This is a genomic window from Mesorhizobium sp. 113-3-3 (assembly GCF_016756495.1).
In the GTDB taxonomy this organism is placed as follows: Bacteria; Pseudomonadota; Alphaproteobacteria; order Rhizobiales; family Rhizobiaceae; genus Mesorhizobium.
On the sequence record NZ_AP023243.1, the window covers coordinates 149,451 to 165,930 of the forward strand.

Consider the following 16,480-nt stretch of genomic DNA (forward strand, 5'->3'; position numbering starts at 1 on the left):
CTGGCAGATGAACATCAAGGCCGACTTCCCACCGCTCGTCGAAGAGATCGACTACGGAACCCCGGAATCACGGGCGCAAAAGCAGGTCACGCTGAGCGTCGACGGCCGCAGCGTCACGGTGCCGGAAGGCACCTCGATCATGCGCGCGGCGATGGAAGGCGGCGTCGAGATCCCGAAGCTCTGCGCCACCGACATGCTGGACTCGTTCGGCTCGTGCCGCATCTGCCTGGTCGAGATCGAAGGCCGCGGCGGCACGCCGGCCTCCTGCACGACGCCGGTCGGCGAAGGCATGGTGGTGCGCACGCAGTCCGACCGGCTCGACGCGATCCGCCGCGGTGTCATGGAGCTTTACGTCTCCGACCATCCGACCGGCTGGAACGAGAAGGCCGGCACCGGCGCCAGCGAATTCGACACGGTGGCGAAGTCGGTCGGCCTGACCGAGAACCGCTACGGCGTCGAGGGCCGCAACCACGTCAAGCAGGAAGACGGCGTGGCGCCCGGCCATGGCTCGCTGGCGGTCGACTACATCGCCCGCGACGAATCCAATCCCTATTTCACCTATGATCCGGCGCAGTGCATCGTTTGCTCGCGCTGCGTACGGGCGTGCGAGGAGGTGCAGGGCACCTTCGCGCTGACCATCGAGGGCCGCGGTTTCGAATCGCGCATGGTCGCCGGCATGCACGAGGATTTCATCGCCTCCGAATGCGTGTCCTGCGGCGCCTGCGTGCAGGCTTGCCCGACCGACGCGCTGCGCGAGAAGACGGTGCTCGAGAAGGGCATGCCGGAACGCTCGGCCGTCACCACCTGCGCCTATTGCGGCGTCGGCTGCTCGTTCAAGGCCGAAGTGAAGGATGACGAAGTCATCCGCATGATGCCCTACAAGGACGGCAAGGCGAACCACGGCCATTCCTGCGTCAAGGGCCGTTTCGCCTATGGCTACGCCACTCACAAGGACCGCATCCTGTCGCCGATGATCCGCGAGAAGATTTCCGATCCGTGGCGGGAGGTGAGCTGGGAAGAGGCGATCGCCCACACGGCCAAGGAATTCCGCCGGATCCAGTATCAGTACGGCCGCACCTCGATCGGCGGCATCACCTCCTCGCGCTGCACGAATGAGGAGACCTATCTCGTCCAGAAGCTGGTGCGGCAGGGTTTCCGCAACAACAACGTCGACACCTGCGCCCGCGTCTGCCATTCGCCGACCGGCTACGGGCTCGGCCAGACCTACGGCACCTCGGCCGGCACGCAGGATTTCGACTCGGTCGAATTCACCGACGTCGCCGTCGTCATCGGCGCCAATCCGGTTTCGGCCCATCCGGTGTTCGCCTCGCGTCTGAAGAAGCGGCTGCGCCAGGGTGCCAAGCTGATCGTGCTCGATCCGCGCCGCACCGAGATGGTCAAGTCGGCGCATATCGAGGCCGATTATCACCTGCCGCTGAAGCCCGGCACCAACGTGGCGGTGCTGACCTCGCTGGCGCATGTCATCGTCACCGAAGGGCTTTTCGACGAAGCCTTCATCCGCGAACGCTGCGACTGGACGGAATTCCAGGATTGGGCCTCCTTCGTCGCCTTGCCGGAAAACAGCCCCGAGATCGTCGGCAAGCTTTCCGGCGTCGACCCCGAGCTGATCCGGGGTGCCGCGCGGCTCTACGCCAAGGGCGGCAATGGCGCGATCTACTACGGCCTCGGCGTCACCGAACACAGCCAGGGTTCGACCACGGTGATGGCGATCGCCAACCTCGCCATGGCCACCGGCAATATCGGCCGGCCGGGCGTCGGCGTGAACCCGCTGCGTGGCCAGAACAATGTGCAGGGCTCGTGCGACATGGGCTCCTTCCCGCACGAACTGCCCGGCTACCGCCACATCTCCGGCGAAGCCGTGCGCGACATCTATGAGAGCCTGTGGGGCGTGAAGCTGGACGACGAACCCGGCCTGCGCATCCCCAACATGCTCGATGCCGCCGTCGACGGCTCCTTCAAGGGCATCTACATCCAGGGCGAGGACATCTTGCAGTCCGACCCCGACACCAAGCATGTCGCCGGCGGTCTCGCCGCCATGGAATGCGTCGTCGTGCACGATCTCTTCCTCAACGAGACGGCGAACTACGCGCATGTCTTCCTGCCGGGCTCGACCTTCCTGGAGAAGGACGGCACCTTCACCAATGCCGAGCGCCGCATCAACATGGTGCGCAAGGTGCTGGAACCGAAGGCGCGCTATGCCGACTGGGAGGCGACGCAGGAGCTTGCCCGCGCTATCGGGCTCGACTGGAACTACACGCATCCGTCGCAGATCATGGACGAGATCGCCCAGACGACGCCGAGCTTCGCCAATGTCTCCTTCGAGCTGCTCGACCGGGTCGGATCGGTGCAGTGGCCCTGCAACGAAAAGGCCCCGCTCGGCACGCCGATCATGCATATCGACGGCTTCGTGCGCGGCAAGGGCAAGTTCATCCGCACCGAATATGTGGCGACGGACGAGAGGACCGGGCCGCGCTTCCCGCTGCTTTTGACCACAGGCCGCATCCTCAGCCAGTACAATGTCGGCGCGCAGACGCGGCGCACCGACAACGTCATGTGGCACTCGGAAGACCGGCTGGAGATCCACCCGCACGATGCCGAGAACCGCGGCCTGCGCGACGGCGACTGGGTGCGGCTGACCAGCCGCTCCGGCGAGACGACGCTGCGGGCGCTGATCACCGACCGGGTGTCGCCGGGCGTGGTCTACACCACCTTCCACCACCCGGACACGCAGGCCAACGTCATCACCACCGACTTCTCCGACTGGGCGACCAACTGTCCGGAGTACAAGGTGACGGCGGTGCAGGTCGGCGCTTCCAACGGCCCGTCGGACTGGCAGCGCGAGTATGACGAGCAGGCCAGGAACAGCCGCCGCATCGCCGCGCTGCAGGCAGCGGAGTAGCCGTGGCCGCGCGCCGCAAAGCAACGACCGAGATATCGCGGCTGGCGCACCGCGCCAGCGGCACGGCTGTTGCCAACCGCATGGTGCCGGAGGAGACGCCGGTGGCGTTCTCCTTCGCCGGAACCACCCATGCGGTGATGATGGCGAGCCCCGCCGACTTCGAGGATTTCGCGCTCGGTTTCTCACTGACCGAAGGCATCATCGCCGACCCGCAAGAGATCGAGGCGATCGAGGTCGAGGATCATGGCGCCGGCATCGATATTCAGATCCGGCTGAAGGACCTGGCCAATACACGCTTCGAGGCGCGGCGGCGCAGGCTTGCCGGACCGGTCGGCTGCGGGCTCTGCGGCATCGAATCCATCGAGGAAGCGATGCGATCGGTCGATGCCGTTGGTGCGTCAAAACTTACGCTTGGTGCCGACGACATCGTCCGCTCCGTCAAGCTCTTGTCGAAGGTGCAGCCACTGCATCAGGAAACCGGAGCCGTGCATGCCGCCGGCTTCTACATTCCCGGCAAGGGCGTCGTGATGGCGCGCGAGGACGTCGGCCGCCACAATGCGCTGGACAAGCTGGCCGGCGCGTTGGCCAAGGCCGGCATCGGCGGCGCGTCGGGCGCCGTCGTGGTGACGTCGCGCGTGTCGGTCGAAATGGTGCAGAAGACGGCGGCGATCGGCTCGGCCTTCATCATCGCCGTCTCGGCACCGACCGCGCTTGCCATCCGCACCGCCGATGAGGCCGGCATGTCACTGGTGGCGCTGGTGCGCGGCGAAGATTTCGATGTTTTCACCCACCCGGACCGGGTGGTTTTGGGAGTTGCCCAGCATGTCGCATGACGAAGACCACATCACGAGCACCAGCGAAAAGCTGGTGCGCATGGCCAACCAGATCGCGGCCTTCTTCCACTCCAAGTCGCGCGAGGAAGGTGTTGCCGGCGTCGCCGAGCACATCAACAAATTCTGGGAACCCAGGATGCGGCGGCAGTTCTTCGAGCTGCTGGACAGCGGGGAAGGCTTCGACGAGCTCGTCGTGGCTGCATCGGCCAGGATCAAGCGGCCGATCACGCCAGCCGAGGCCGATATCAAGCTCGGGCTCAAGCCCTTCCCGGCCGACGCCGCCGCGTCGCAGAAATAGCCGCAACGGGCCGTCCGCGCTTACATTCACTTTCGCTAAAGTTTGAGCTGCCGCTATCGGCGCGGCTCTGCTATGTTTGACGATCAGAAATCGTCAGGCGGGGCGGAAGAAACCTCGTGAGGCCGATCGAGACCCGATATGCCCTCAGTGGCGAGGTGCGGATCGCCTATCAGGTGGTCGGCCAGGGTTCGCTTGATCTCGTCTTCGTCCCGGGCTTCATTTCCAATCTCGACCTGCATTGGGAAGACGAGGGCTACACAAGGCTCTTGAGGCGGCTGTCGGCATTCTCGCGGCTGATCCTGTTCGACAAGCGCGGCACCGGTCTTTCCGACCGTGTCGATGCGCACAACCTGCCCAGTCTTGAAACGCGCATGGACGATGTGCGTGCGGTGATGGACGCCGCCGGCAGTGGTCGTGCTGCCCTGCTTGGCGCCTCGGAAGGTGCGCCTATGGCAATGCTGTTCGCCGCCACCTATCCCGAGCGGACGCGCGCGCTGGCGCTCTATGGCGGCTATGCGCATTTCCACAAATGGGTGATGCCGCCCGAACGCCTCGATGCCTTCATCGCCACGGCCGAGACGGCCTGGGGCACCGGAGCCACCTTGCCGAATTTCGCGCCGGGGCGGGTCGACGACGCGCATTTTACCCAGTGGTGGGCGCGTTTCGAGCGGCTGTCAGCGAGCCCGACGGCAGCAGTGGCACTGGCGCGAATGAATGCGGAAATCGATGTACGTGGCGTGCTGGCGGCAATCAGCGCGCCGACGCTGCTGATCCATCGCCGCAACGATGCGCGGGTCCATCCCGACGCGAGCCGCTTCCTGGCCAAGAGGATTCCGAATGCGCGGCTGGTCGAGATTCCGGGGCGTGACCATCCGATCTGGACCGGCGATGTCGACCGGGTCGCCGACCTGATCGAGGAGTTCCTGACCGGCGAGCGCGCCGTCGCCGAAGCGGACCGCGTGCTGGCGGCACTCCTGGTGACGCGCATCTACGATACGACACGGATGGGCGACCGTATGTGGAGCGAACGCAGCGAGCGCTTCCAGGAAACCTGGCGGTCGCTGGTCGGCCGCCATGGTGGCCGCGCGCTGGGTACGCAAGGCGAAATGATGATTTCGCGCTTCGATGGGCCGGCGCGCGCCATACGCTGTGCGGCGGCGCTGCGCGAGGCGGCACAAGGCATCGGCGTGGCCAGCGCGCAGGGCGCGCACGTCGGTGAGATCGAACTGCGCGGGCCGCCAGTTGGGCTGACGGCGCGGGTGACGATGCAACTCGCCGCGCAGGCCAGCCGAGGCGATATCCTGGCGTCGCGGCTGGTCGCTGATCTGGCAACCGGCTCGGGCCTGCATTTTGAAGACGCCAGCCGGGTCACGCTGGACGATCTGGACGAGCCGATGGCACTGGTGCGGGCAATGTCGGAACAGCATCTGGAGCCTGACTGCCGCGCCAGGACCAAAACGAGCGAACCGGCCGTGCTGACGGCGCGGGAAAGCGAGGTGGTGAGCCTGATTGCCGACGGCAAGAGCAATGCCGCGATTGCAGCCGAGCTCAGGCTGAGCGAACACACGGTCAAGCGCCACGTCGCCAACATTCTGCTCAAGCTCGAACTGCCATCGCGCGCGGCGGCGGCGGCATTTTCCGCCAGGCACACTGGCCCGGACGGGCCATGAGAGCCATGGCGCTTTCGGGCGAAGCGGGCACACCGATGTAAGCGCTATCAATTCCCCCATGCAGGCCGAGGTGGATATCGCCGGGAAGGCACTGCGAACGGAGGATGAAATGCTCAAGTCAAAACTGAACGTCAGATCATTTGTGATCGCGGCAGGCATTGGCGCGCTGTCCACGATCTCTCCCGCAAAGGCCGAGGATGCTTCGGCGACAGCCGCCTACAAGGACATCCAGGCGACGCTCGGCTCGGTGCCGGACATGTTCAAGACACTGCCTGATGTCGCGGTCGCCGGCGCCTGGGCCGAGATCAAGGGCGTCCAGCTCAACCCGAAAACCGCGCTCGACGGCAAGACCAAGGAGCTGATGGGCCTTGCGGTCGCCTCGCAGATACCTTGCCAGTACTGCATCTATTTCCACACCGAGGCGGCCAAGCTCAACGGTGCGAGCGACGAGGAAATCAAGGAAACGATCGCGATGGCGGCGATCGTGCGCCACTGGTCGACGATGCTCAACGGCAGCCAGGTCGATCTCGCCACGTTCAAGAAGCAGACCGATGACGTCTTCGCGGCCGTCAAGGCCAAGTCACAGTGAAAATCCCTGCCCGACGACGAGCGCCGGGCAGCCCCTACCGAATATCAACCGCCCGATCGTGAAGACGGGCACATGGAGGATAAGATGCTGACCAAGACTCAAGTCGTGGATGGCGCGGCAATCAAGAAGGCGATCGAGAGCCGCGATGGTAAGATGTTGTCTAGCTTTTATGCCGACGACGCGTTGGTGCGTGTGATCGACCGCAACAACCCGCCGAGCAAGCCGCGCGAAGTCCGCGGGCGCGCGGCGATCGCCACCTTCTGGGACGACATCTGCAGCCGGGCGATGACCCACAAGGTCGACACCACGATCGCCGACGGCGACAGCCTCGCCTTCACCCAGGCTTGCGCCTATCCGGACGGCACCAAGGTGTTTGCCGCGGCGATGTTGGAGCTCAAGAACGGGCGCATCACGCGGCAGACGGTCGTGCAGGCCTGGGACGAGTAGATCAATCGCGGAGCCTGTCTATCCCGATTGAAGTGGGATGGGGCTCCGTTTTCGTGCTGGAGCATGATCCTTTTCCGAAAACCGGATTCCGTTTTCGGGATCGTGCTCTGGCCGCAACCCGGAGGAGAAGAAGATGTTCAGCGCCAGATGGCAGATCGATGCCAAATTCGGGCATAAGCAGACCGTGCTTGACCTGTTGAAGAAATGGGAACGCGAGATCGGCTCGCAGGTCGGTCTCGCCGAGCTGAAGTTCCAGATCATGACCGGATCGATCGGCGCGCGGGAAGCGACGGTCGAGTCGCATCACCAGGTCGAAAGCCTGGCCCAGCTGGAGGCGATGTTCGCCAAGATCGGCAAGATCGACGCCCATGCCAAATGGGGCAAGGAGATGGAGCCCTATGTCGTGTCAGGCACCAGCCTGTGGAACATCTATCGCATCGTCGAATAGCGTTCTTCTCCCCGTTTACGCGGAGAACATGCCGGCAGGCAGATGAGCGGCGGAGCCAACCTCAGCAAGGTTTGCGCCGCCCCTCATCCGGCCCTTCGGGCCACCTTCTCCCCGTGATCGGGCAGAAGGGAAATGGCCACCGCCCGGCCTTTCGCCATGGCTCCGGGCGTTCGTCGCTCGAAAAGCCCATTTGGGGCTTTTCGCCCGCTGCGCGGACCGCTTCTCACCCATGCGCAACCATCACATGCCGCACGGCGGTATAGTCTTCCAGCGCGTAGAGCGACATGTCCTTGCCGTAGCCGGACTGTTTCAGCCCGCCATGCGGCATCTCGTTGGTCAGCATGAAGTGGGTGTTGATCCAGGTGCAGCCATATTGCAGGCGCGCCGCCGTCGCCATGGCGCGCGAGACGTCCTTGGTCCACACCGATGACGCCAGGCCGTAGTCGCTGTCATTGGCCCAGTTCACTGCCTCGTCCACTTCCGTGAAACGGGTGACCGAGACGACCGGGCCGAACACTTCGCGGCGCACGATTTCGTCCTCCTGCAGCGCGCCGGCGACGACGGTCGGCTGGTAGTAGAAGCCGGTGCCCTCGCCCGGCTTGCCGCCGGTGGTGATCTCGATGTGCTTCAGCTCGGAGGCGCGTTCGACGAAGCTCGACACGCGGTCGCGCTGGCGGCGCGAGATCAGCGGGCCGATCTCGTTTTCGGTGTCGTGCGGCTGGTTGTACTTGATGGTCGAAACAGCCGAGGACAGATCGGCAACAAGCTTGTCGTAGACCTTCTTGCCGGCATAGATGCGGCAGGCGGCGGTGCAGTCCTGGCCGGCATTGTAGTAACCGAAGGCGCGCAAGCCGTTGACCACCGCGCCAAGGTCGGCGTCGTCGAAGACGATGACCGGGGCCTTGCCGCCCAGTTCGAGATGCGTGCGCTTGACCGACTTGGCGGCGGCCTGCAGCACCTTCTTACCGGTGGCGACGTCGCCGGTGATCGAGATCATGTTGACCTTGGGATGGTTGATCAGCGCGTTGCCGACGCTGTCGCCGCGGCCGAGCACGACATTGACCACACCTTCGGGCAGGATATCGGCCAGGATCCTGGCCAGTTTCAGCGCCGTCAGCGGCGTCTGCTCCGACGGCTTGAAGACGACGGTGTTGCCGCCGCCGATCGCCGGCGCCAGCTTCCAGGCCATCATCATCAGCGGGTAGTTCCAGGGCGCGATCGAGGCGACGATGCCGATCGGGTCGCGCCGCACCATCGAGGTGTGGCCGGGCAGATATTCGCCCGCCACGACGCCCGGCATGGAACGGACCGCGCCGGCGAAGAAGCGGTAGCAGTCGACGATGGCCGGGATCTCGTCGTTGAGCACGGCATTGATCGGCTTGCCGCAGTTCAGCGCCTCGAGCGCGGCGAACTCCTTGGCCTCGGCCTCGATACGGTCGGCGATCTTGAGGAGATAGCCAGAGCGCTGCGCGGGCGTGGTACGCGACCACAGGACGAACGCTTGTTCGGCGGCAGCCACCGCCGCCTCGATCTGCGCCTGGCCGGCCTCGGGCAGGTTGATAATGGTCGCCCCGGTCTTCGGATTGAGGATCGCCTCCTCGGTCTCGGCGCCGTTCTCGAATTTCGAGCCGATCAGCATCTCGGTATCCATTGGGTTTCTCCTTTGTCAGGAGCGAGTAGCGAATAGCTGACAGCAAATAGGGCGGTTGGCGATTTCCCTATTCGCTATTCGCTACTCCCTATTCGCCGTTGTCATTTCCCACTGCCGGCGATCTGGTCGCCGTCGCGGGTGAGGTAATAGGCAAACAGGATGGGCAGCAGTGTCACCAGCACGACGACCATGGCCACGACATTGGTGACCGGGCGCTGGCGCGGACGGATCAGTTCCTCCAGCATCCAGATCGGCACGGTCTGCTGCTGGCCGGCGGTGAAGGTGGTGACGATGACTTCGTCGAAAGACAAGGCGAAGGCCAGCATGCCGCCGGCAAGCAGCGCGGTGGCGATGTTGGGCAGCACGACATGGCGGAAGGTCTGGAAGCCGTCGGCGCCGAGATCCATCGAGGCCTCGATCATCGAGCCCGAGGTGCGGCGGAAGCGGGCCACCGCATTGTTATAGACGACGACCACGCAGAAAGTGGCGTGGCCGAGTACGATCGTCCAGAACGAGAAGGGTATGTCGGCGAGCGAAAAGGCCGAGCGCAGCGCGATGCCGGTGATGATGCCAGGCAGCGCGATGGGCAGGATGACCAGCAGCGAGATGGTCTCGCGGCCGAAGAATTTCGTCCGTGACACCGCGGCGGCGCACAGCGTGCCGAGCACCAGCGCGATCGCCGTCGAAATGGCGGCGACGCGCACCGACAGCGACAGCGCCTCCCAGACGTCGGGCCGGTTCCAGGTGACGGCAAACCACTGCGTGGTCAGACCTGGCGGTGGCCAGACGAAACTCTTCTCCTCGGTGGTGAAGGCGTAGACGAAGATCAGCAGGATCGGCAGATGCAGGAAGAGCAGGCCGCAGGCGGCGGCGATCTTCAGCCCGAGCGGAGCCGACTGGCCACGGTCAGAGCGCATCGAAGGCCCCCATGCGCTTAGCGCCCCAGAGATAGAAGCCCATGATGACGATGGGCACCACGGTGAAGGCTGCGGCGAGCGGGATGTTGCCGGCGGTGCCTTGCTGCGAATAGACGGCCTGGCCGATGAACAGGCGCGAGGTGCCGATGATCTGCGGGATGATGTAATCGCCCAATGTCAGGGAAAAGGTGAAGATCGAGCCGGCGACAATGCCGGGCAATGCCAGCGGGAACAGCACGTTGCGGAAGGTCTGGCCCGGCGAGGCGCCGAGATCGGAAGAAGCCTCGACCAGATTGCCGGGCACGCGCTCCAATGCCGCCTGAACGGGGAGGATCATGAAGGGCAGCCAGACATAGACGAAGACGATGAAGGTGCCGGTGAACGACACCGACAGCGAGTTGCCGCCGACGACCGGCAGCGACAGCCAGGCATCGAGCAGCCACAGCACATGCAGTTTGGCGAGGAGCCAGGTGAGGATGCCTTCCTTGGCGAGAATCAGCTTCCAGGCATAGATCTTGACCAGATAGCTCGACCAAAGCGGCAGCATGACGCCGAGATAGAACAGCGCCTTCCAGCGGCCACGCGCATAGCGCGCGGCGTAGTGGGCGATCGGAAAGGCGACGATGGCCGAGGCCAGCGTGACCAATGCCGCCATGGTGACCGTGCGCAGGATGATGTCGAGATTGGCGGCCTGGAGCAGATCGCCATAGGTCTTCAGCGTGAACTGGCGGTTGATGAGGCCGGAGTACTCGTCGATGGAGAAAAAGCTCTGCGCCAGCAGCGCGAAGAGCGAGCCGATATAGACGATGCCGAGCCACAGCACAGGCGGCAAAAGCATGAGCAGCAGAAGCAGTTGCGGCCGGCGCCAGAACAAGTCCGACAGCGCGCCGCGCATGCCGCCGCTGCCGGGCAGGATGGCGGGGGCGGTGGCGCGTGGCATGGTGGCGTCGACGCTCATGCCGGTTCATCCATCAGGTGCAGGTGCTCGCGGTTGAAGGTGAGCATGACCGCCTCGCCTTCGGCAGGCAGGGCGGTGCCGGCCGGCACCACGGCGTGCAGCTTCAACCCATCGGCGTCGAGCGCGAGCCTGGTGGTGGCGCCGAGATAGTTGGTCGAGATCAGTCGGGCGGCGACGCCTTCGCCGCTTGCGGCACGGCTGACGCGAACGGATTCAGGGCGAAGGCTGCCCCAGCGGTGCTGGCCGGAATAACGCTGGACGAAATCCGGCGGCAGCACGTTGGAGGAGCCGACGAAATCGGCGACGAAACGCGTGCGGGGTCGCTGGTAGATATCCTCCGGCGTGCCGATCTGCATGATCCTGCCGTCGTTGAAGACGGCGACGCGGTCGGCCATGGACAGCGCCTCGCCCTGGTCGTGGGTGACGAAGACAAAGGTGATGCCGAGCGCCTTCTGCAGCGATTTCAGCTCTTCCTGCATGTTCTCGCGCAGCTTCAGGTCGAGCGCCCCGAGCGGTTCGTCGAGCAGCAGCACCTTGGGCTGGTTGACCAGAGCGCGGGCGAGCGCGACGCGCTGGCGCTGGCCGCCGGAAAGCTGGCCGGGGCGGCGGGCGCCGTAGCCTGGCAGCCGCACCAGCGACAACGCCTCCTCGGCCGCCTTGTGCCGTTCGGCCTTGCCGACGCCCTTGACCATCAGCCCGTAGGCGACGTTATCCAGCACATTGAGATGCGGGAACAGCGCATAGTCCTGGAAGACGGTGTTGACGTTGCGGCGATAGGGCGGCACGCCCTCGGCGCGTTCGCCGAAGATCGAGATCGAGCCCGAAGTCGGCTGCTCGAAGCCGGCGATGAGGCGCAGGCAAGTGGTCTTGCCCGACCCCGAGGGACCAAGCATGGCGAAGAACTCGCCCGGCGCAATGTCGAGATCGACCGCGTCGACCGCGCGCACGCTGCCGAAATGGCGCGAGACTTTCTGGAAGGAGACGGCTGATGTCATCGGACTGTCAGTCTGTTGCCGGTTTTGTCAAAATCATCCTCAGCTACGAATCTGGCTAGGATTGCGAAATTCGCGCGCCGCTTCACCTCCCCCTCGATGGGGGAGGTCGCGGCGAAGCCGCGGGTGAGGGTGATGGCGCCGACCTGTCGGACAGCCCCCACCCCGACGCTGCGCGTCGACCCTCCCCACAAGGGGAGGGTAAGCGAAATCACCGTCCGCCGATGACGCCGATATAGTCCGACACCCAGCGGTAATAGGGCACGCACTGGTCGTTCTGGGTGACGCATTTCGAGACCGGCGTCTTCCAGAACTTGATCTTGTCGAAATTCTCGTACCCGTTGGTCTTGCAGCCTTCGTCGGTCAGGAGCTCGTTGCCCTTGCAGGCGGCGGGCACCACGGGGAGCGATCCGAACCAGGCGGAGACATCGCCCTGCACCTTCGGCGACAGCGAATGTTCGAGCCACATATAGGCGCAGTTCGGGTGGGCCGCGTCGGCTTCCATCATGGTGGTGTCGGCCCAGCCGGTGACGCCTTCTTCCGGCACGGTCGAGGCAACCGGCTTCTTGGAGGCGACCAGCGTGTTGACCTGATACGGCCACGAACCAGAGGCGACGACGCCTTCATTCTGGAAATCGTCGACCTGGATGGCTGCGTCATGCCAGTAGCGGCCAACCAGCGTGCGCTGAACGCGCAGCAGGTCGAGCGCCGCCTTGTACTGGTCCTCGTTCAGTTCGTAAGGGTCCTTGATGCCGAGTTCCGGCTTGTGGAACATCAGGTAGTTCGCGGCATCGGCAATGTGGATCGGGCCGTCATAAGCCTGGACGCGGCCCTTGTTGGACTTGCCGTCCGGCAGCTTCATTTCCTCGAACACGACGTTCCAGCTCTTGGGCGCTTCCTTGAACACCTCGGTGTTATACATCAGGATGTTCGGCCCCCACTGATAGGGGACGCCGTAATGCACCTTGTCGACGGTGAACCAGGGGGCGTCCTTCAGCCGGTCGTCGACGTTTTTCCAGCTCGGGATGAGATCGGTGTTGATCGGCTGCACGCGCTTGCCGGCGACGAGGCGCAGCGAGGCATCGCCGCTAGCCGTCACGAGGTCGAAACCGCCCTCGTTCATCAGCGAGACCATCTCGTCCGACGTGTTGGCGGTCTTGACGTTGACCTTGCAGCCGCTCTCCTTCTCGAAGGCGGTGACCCAGTCATAGCCCTTGTCGGTCTCGCCGCGCTCGATATAGCCAGGCCAGGCAACGATGTTGACCTGGCCTTCGCCCTTGCCGAGTTCCTTGACCTGGGCAATGGCCTGGCCGGAGAAGGTCAGCGCGACCGTCAGCGCCGTGCATGACTTCAGGAATGAATTCATCATCGATCTCCCATTTTGGCGCCTGATCCCGAAACCGCTCCGGTTTTCGCCAGATCACGCGCGGACTGAAAAACGTATCCGTTCGTCCGTGGACCTGATGCCGCTCTAATGGCGGCTTTGGTCCTTGAAACTGAAGGTGCTTGGAAAATTCCGGTTTCGCAAATTCATTTATCAGAACGACGATATCGGTTTTTCCGATAGATTGGGTACTCGTCAATCAAAGGCGTTGACGGACCGTCCGTTGTGACTGGGCAAGGCCGATGAAGTCGCGCGCCGCCTGCGGCAGGCCGGAGCCGCGACGCCAGACCATGCCGACCTGCACCACCGGCAAGGAGCCGGAAATATCACGCGATTCGATGCGGTCGCCTTCCAGCGACCACGGCCGGTAGACAAGGTCGGGCAGCAGCGCCACGCCGGCGCCGGTGGCGACCAGGCTGCGCACGGCTTCGACGGAACGGGTGCGGAAGGCGACATGCGGCTTGGCGCCTATCGCCGTCAGCAGTTTTCCCGTGTTCTCCTCGATCTCGTCGACGGTGAGCATGATCAGCGGCTCGCCGGCGATATCGCCAATGCTGATGATGTCGGCGCCGACGAGCGAATGGCCGAGCGGCAGCCACAGGCGGTAGGCCGACACTTCCAGTATTTCCGACTGCAGCGCGGTGCGGTCGCGCAAATTGGAGGTGACCATGACGGCGATGTCGAGCTTGCCGCCGATGAGCAGGTGCTCGAGGTAGTCGCCATTGTCCTCGATGGCCGAGACCTCGACGCCGGGATAGGCGCGGCGGTAGCGGGAGAGCAGATCCGACAGCACATAACCGGCGACCAGCGAGGTGACGCCGAGTTGCAGCCGCCCTCCCGCCACCGCCTGTTCGCCGGAAAAAGAGCGGCGGGCGTCGGAGACGTCGGCGAGGATCTTGGTCGCGTGGCGCAGGAACTGGTGGCCCTTGTGGGTGATGTTGAGGCCGCGCGGATGGCGCTCGAACAATTCGACGCCCAGATCGCTTTCGAGCTCCTTGATCGCTTCGGTGACCGACGATTGCGAGATGGAAAGGTTCTGCGCGGCGCCCGACACCGTGCCTTGTTCGGCGACGGCGATGAAGAACTGCAACTGGCGGATGGTGAAGGCCATGGCCGGACTAAACACCGGCGGCCGGGCGAAGGAAAGCCGACGGCAGAACTTATCCCATGGCCGGAGGACTGTGGCCCCGCGCTCAGCCGAACACCAGCCTGATGCGTCGCCGCCATGCGGGGCCATAGCGCAATGCCAGCATGAAAGCCGTCTCCAGCGCCACGACGATGACGATGATGCGCAAACCCACCGTGAAGGAATCCTGGCCGCTGCCGCGCAAGAGATAGCCGGTCAGGAGAAAGCCCGCATTCCAGATGGTGGCGCCGAGCAACGTCGCCATCGCGAAGGGCAGAGCAGGCAGACAAAGCGCGCCGGCCGCGATCGGCAAATAATTGCGCACCGTCGGGATGAACTGCGCCAGCAGGGACACCCGCACATGATTGCGGCGATAGGCCTGGCCGAGCTTGCGGTAGGTTGCCGGGCGCAGGAAGATATATCTGCCAACCCGTTCGATCAGCCGGTCGGCACGGTCGAATCCGATCCGCCGGCCAACGCCATACCAGACAAGGCAGCCGGCGAAGGAGGCAAGCGTCGTCACCGCCAGCAGGATCGCCAGCGTCGGACTATCCGGCGCCGCCGTCATGCCGAGGAACAGCAGCAGCACATGCGAGGGCGGGATCGGCAGGATCTTCTCGGTGAAGGCGAGGCAGAAGACGCCGAACAGGCCGAAGCCGAGAATGGCCGACAGCGGACCCGTCATGCGAAGCGCCAGTCATAGGTCCCCAGCGTATTGATCCTGGTGACGCGATAGACCGTAGCCGGCGGGAAATTGCGAAAAGTATGGCCGACCCGCGTGACTTCGAGATCGAGCCGGTCGAGCAGCGACTGGTCGAACGGGCAGCGCCGGCCAAGCGTGAACTGATACAGCGCTCCACCCGGGCGCAGATTCGCGAAAACGCCTTCGAGAATGGCAAGGGTCTTGCGCGGCGAAATCAGGCGGAAGGGCAGCCCGCTGACGGCAGCGCCAACCACCGGCCCAGGGAATAGCGACAGATGGCGCAGCCCGACGGCATCCATCTCGAAAATCCGGGCGGCGGGAAAGCGGCGCATGAGAAGTGCGGCAAAATCCGGATCGGATTCGATCAGCGTCAGATCCTCTTCCCTCACCCCGCGTGACAGCAGCGCCCGTGTGAACGGGCCGGTTCCGGGACCGAGTTCCAGCACCGGGCCTGTCTCGGGACCGATGTCACGTGTCATCAAGGCCGACAGGCTGGAGCTGGACGGCGTGACGGAGCCGACCCTGAACGGCGCAACGGTCCACGCCATGAGAAAAGACAGGGCATCATGTGCAGGCATAACCAACCTCAATCCCGGACAACAACACGCCAACCAATTTGGCGCGACCACTTGATTTCGTTTCGGCGTCGGACCCGAACCTGTTGCATCGTCGGGCCCGACGCCTTGACGCCGGCATGGGCGGTTCCTGCCGACCGGCGCTGTTTGGCGTGGCTGGATTGCATAGACATTGCGCAATGGCGCTGGCGCAAAGAAAGAACTTGCCGGCTTCCCGCCATTCGGCTTTGCCATGCTTGCGCAATGTTGGCGCTGTAGCGCCCGATACGGTGTGCTCGTTGCCGGGGAGTGTGGATGCGTATCTTGCTGGTCGAAGACGAGCCCGAAATGGTCTCGGCGCTGCGTGCGGCGCTGAAGCGCCACGACATGGTGGTCGATCACGCCGGCACGCTGCTTGAGGCGGAGGGCTTCGTTGCGGTCGACAGTTACGACGCCATCCTGCTCGACCGCCAGTTGCCGGACGGCGACGGGCTGTCGCTGGTGCCGCGATTGCGTTCGGCGGCGAACACCACGCCCGTGCTGGTGCTGACGGCCAAGGGCGACACGTCTGACAAGGTCGATGGGCTGGACATGGGCGCGGACGACTATCTGGCAAAGCCGTTCGCCTTCGAGGAATTGCTGGCCCGCTTGCGCGCCTTGCTCAGGCGCCCGGCGCCGATGCAGTCGCAATTCATCCGCGCCGGCCATCTGGTGCTCGATGTCGGACACCGCGAGGCTGCGATCCGCGGCGAGCCGCTCAGCCTGCCGCGCCGCGAACTCCTGGTGCTGGAGGCGCTGATGCGGCGCACCGGCCGCATGGTGCAGCGCGAGGCGCTGATGGAAGCGGTGTTCGGCCTCGACGACGAAATCCAGTCCAATGCGCTCGACACCCACGTCTCGCGCCTGCGCCGCAAACTCGCCGACGCCGATGCCGGGGTGACGATCAACGGCATTCGCGGCGTCGGCTATCTCCTGCGCGAGACGACATGA

Annotated in this window: 16 protein-coding genes; 8 read left to right on the forward strand and 8 right to left on the reverse strand. The window is 64.5% G+C overall.

Annotated elements, in window-relative coordinates:
- The first annotated feature begins 7 nt into the window (after window positions 1-7).
- The 7 genes from fdhF (at window position 8) to JG746_RS00730 (ending at window position 7,205) form a co-directional block, all read left to right on the forward strand.
- Complete coding sequence (fdhF, locus tag JG746_RS00700; RefSeq protein WP_202356435.1) at window positions 8-2,920, forward strand: formate dehydrogenase subunit alpha; 2,913 nt, start codon at window positions 8-10, stop codon at window positions 2,918-2,920.
- Window positions 2,921-2,922: 2 nt separating this feature from the next.
- Window positions 2,923-3,753 (forward strand): formate dehydrogenase accessory sulfurtransferase FdhD, encoded by an 831-nt coding sequence (fdhD, locus tag JG746_RS00705; RefSeq protein ID WP_202356436.1) that lies wholly within the window; start codon window positions 2,923-2,925, stop codon window positions 3,751-3,753.
- On the forward strand, window positions 3,743-4,051 hold the full coding sequence (locus JG746_RS00710; protein WP_202356437.1) for a formate dehydrogenase subunit delta: 309 nt from the start codon (window positions 3,743-3,745) through the stop codon (window positions 4,049-4,051). The genes fdhD and JG746_RS00710 overlap by 11 nt, the downstream gene beginning before the upstream one ends.
- Before the next feature lie 116 nt (window positions 4,052-4,167).
- Window positions 4,168-5,721, forward strand: a complete 1,554-nt coding sequence (locus tag JG746_RS00715) for an alpha/beta fold hydrolase (protein ID WP_202356438.1) — start codon at window positions 4,168-4,170, stop codon at window positions 5,719-5,721.
- A 109-nt stretch (window positions 5,722-5,830) separates the two neighbouring features.
- Entirely contained in the window at window positions 5,831-6,310 is a 480-nt protein-coding gene (locus JG746_RS00720; protein ID WP_202356439.1) for a carboxymuconolactone decarboxylase family protein, read from the forward strand.
- An 84-nt stretch (window positions 6,311-6,394) separates the two neighbouring features.
- Window positions 6,395-6,757 (forward strand): nuclear transport factor 2 family protein, encoded by a 363-nt coding sequence (locus JG746_RS00725; RefSeq protein WP_202356440.1) that lies wholly within the window; start codon window positions 6,395-6,397, stop codon window positions 6,755-6,757.
- A gap of 133 nt (window positions 6,758-6,890) precedes the next feature.
- Window positions 6,891-7,205: a hypothetical protein gene (locus JG746_RS00730; RefSeq protein ID WP_202356441.1), complete on the forward strand. Its 315-nt coding sequence runs from the start codon at window positions 6,891-6,893 to the stop codon at window positions 7,203-7,205.
- Between the two features lie 223 nt (window positions 7,206-7,428).
- Here the strand turns inward: JG746_RS00730 and JG746_RS00735 are convergent, their stop codons facing one another.
- The 8 genes from JG746_RS00735 to JG746_RS00770 form a co-directional block, all read right to left on the reverse strand.
- On the reverse strand, window positions 7,429-8,856 hold the full coding sequence (locus JG746_RS00735) for a gamma-aminobutyraldehyde dehydrogenase (RefSeq protein WP_202356442.1): 1,428 nt from the start codon (window positions 8,854-8,856) through the stop codon (window positions 7,429-7,431).
- 101 nt (window positions 8,857-8,957) lie between these two features.
- A complete protein-coding gene (locus JG746_RS00740; protein ID WP_115141083.1) occupies window positions 8,958-9,773 on the reverse strand; it encodes an ABC transporter permease in 816 nt (271 codons plus the stop codon).
- Complete coding sequence (locus tag JG746_RS00745) at window positions 9,763-10,731, reverse strand: ABC transporter permease (protein WP_202356443.1); 969 nt, start codon at window positions 10,729-10,731, stop codon at window positions 9,763-9,765. The genes JG746_RS00740 and JG746_RS00745 overlap by 11 nt, the downstream gene beginning before the upstream one ends.
- Window positions 10,728-11,726, reverse strand: a complete 999-nt coding sequence (locus JG746_RS00750; protein WP_202356444.1) for an ABC transporter ATP-binding protein — start codon at window positions 11,724-11,726, stop codon at window positions 10,728-10,730. Before JG746_RS00750 ends, JG746_RS00745 begins: the two co-directional genes overlap by 4 nt.
- A 208-nt stretch (window positions 11,727-11,934) precedes the next feature.
- Window positions 11,935-13,089, reverse strand: a complete 1,155-nt coding sequence (locus JG746_RS00755) for an ABC transporter substrate-binding protein (RefSeq protein ID WP_202356445.1) — start codon at window positions 13,087-13,089, stop codon at window positions 11,935-11,937.
- Window positions 13,090-13,306: 217 nt separating this feature from the next.
- Window positions 13,307-14,218: a LysR family transcriptional regulator gene (locus JG746_RS00760; RefSeq protein ID WP_202356446.1), complete on the reverse strand. Its 912-nt coding sequence runs from the start codon at window positions 14,216-14,218 to the stop codon at window positions 13,307-13,309.
- Window positions 14,219-14,300: 82 nt separating this feature from the next.
- Window positions 14,301-14,918, reverse strand: a complete 618-nt coding sequence (locus JG746_RS00765; RefSeq protein ID WP_202356447.1) for a DedA family protein — start codon at window positions 14,916-14,918, stop codon at window positions 14,301-14,303.
- Window positions 14,915-15,514, reverse strand: a complete 600-nt coding sequence (locus tag JG746_RS00770; RefSeq protein ID WP_202356448.1) for a class I SAM-dependent methyltransferase — start codon at window positions 15,512-15,514, stop codon at window positions 14,915-14,917. Before JG746_RS00770 ends, JG746_RS00765 begins: the two co-directional genes overlap by 4 nt.
- Window positions 15,515-15,805: 291 nt before the next feature.
- Between JG746_RS00770 and JG746_RS00775 the strand changes: the two genes are divergently transcribed.
- On the forward strand, window positions 15,806-16,480 hold the full coding sequence (locus JG746_RS00775; protein WP_140888298.1) for a response regulator transcription factor: 675 nt from the start codon (window positions 15,806-15,808) through the stop codon (window positions 16,478-16,480).

Bases quoted from the DNA above. Each gene is read 5' to 3' on its own strand.
- fdhF (WP_202356435.1), top strand. From the start codon at position 8: ATGAACATCAAGGCCGACTTCCCACCGCTCGTCGAAGAGATCGACTAC.
- JG746_RS00710 (WP_202356437.1), top strand. From the start codon at position 3,743: ATGTCGCATGACGAAGACCACATCACGAGCACCAGCGAAAAGCTGGTG.
- JG746_RS00720 (WP_202356439.1), top strand. From the start codon at position 5,831: ATGCTCAAGTCAAAACTGAACGTCAGATCATTTGTGATCGCGGCAGGC.
- JG746_RS00725 (WP_202356440.1), top strand. From the start codon at position 6,395: ATGCTGACCAAGACTCAAGTCGTGGATGGCGCGGCAATCAAGAAGGCG.
- JG746_RS00730 (WP_202356441.1), top strand. From the start codon at position 6,891: ATGTTCAGCGCCAGATGGCAGATCGATGCCAAATTCGGGCATAAGCAG.
- JG746_RS00735 (WP_202356442.1), bottom strand. From the start codon at position 8,856: ATGGATACCGAGATGCTGATCGGCTCGAAATTCGAGAACGGCGCCGAG.
- JG746_RS00740 (WP_115141083.1), bottom strand. From the start codon at position 9,773: ATGCGCTCTGACCGTGGCCAGTCGGCTCCGCTCGGGCTGAAGATCGCC.
- JG746_RS00745 (WP_202356443.1), bottom strand. From the start codon at position 10,731: ATGAGCGTCGACGCCACCATGCCACGCGCCACCGCCCCCGCCATCCTG.
- JG746_RS00750 (WP_202356444.1), bottom strand. From the start codon at position 11,726: ATGACATCAGCCGTCTCCTTCCAGAAAGTCTCGCGCCATTTCGGCAGC.
- JG746_RS00755 (WP_202356445.1), bottom strand. From the start codon at position 13,089: ATGAATTCATTCCTGAAGTCATGCACGGCGCTGACGGTCGCGCTGACC.
- JG746_RS00760 (WP_202356446.1), bottom strand. From the start codon at position 14,218: ATGGCCTTCACCATCCGCCAGTTGCAGTTCTTCATCGCCGTCGCCGAA.
- JG746_RS00765 (WP_202356447.1), bottom strand. From the start codon at position 14,918: ATGACGGGTCCGCTGTCGGCCATTCTCGGCTTCGGCCTGTTCGGCGTC.
- JG746_RS00770 (WP_202356448.1), bottom strand. From the start codon at position 15,514: ATGCCTGCACATGATGCCCTGTCTTTTCTCATGGCGTGGACCGTTGCG.
- JG746_RS00775 (WP_140888298.1), top strand. From the start codon at position 15,806: ATGCGTATCTTGCTGGTCGAAGACGAGCCCGAAATGGTCTCGGCGCTG.